We start from the raw sequence: 252 nt of genomic DNA on the forward strand, positions 1-252 counted from the left end.
AACTGATTGATCGAGTAAATCAGGAGCACCAAAAAGACTTTGCCGGATTTTCCGTTGGCTTCGACAATTATTACTCAACGCATTCACCAGAAAATAAAGCGTTTGCAGAATCTATTTATACTGCGCTTGATAACAATGGAAAGATTGCCCGCCGTAGCATTACGCAAGCCTTCGACCCTGAGAAGAACCTGTTCCTAGCTGATCGGTTCATTAAAGGCACTTGCCCCAAGTGTAAAACAGAAGATCAATACG

1 protein-coding gene is annotated in these 252 nt (G+C 42.9%); it reads left to right on the top strand.

All coding sequences use genetic code 11. From position 1 onward, the window contains the following. Window positions 1–252: class I tRNA ligase family protein (locus tag A3751_RS21495; protein ID WP_156492726.1), on the top strand; the 252-nt coding region annotated here is incomplete at both ends.

This window comes from Oleiphilus sp. HI0080, from assembly GCF_001635135.1.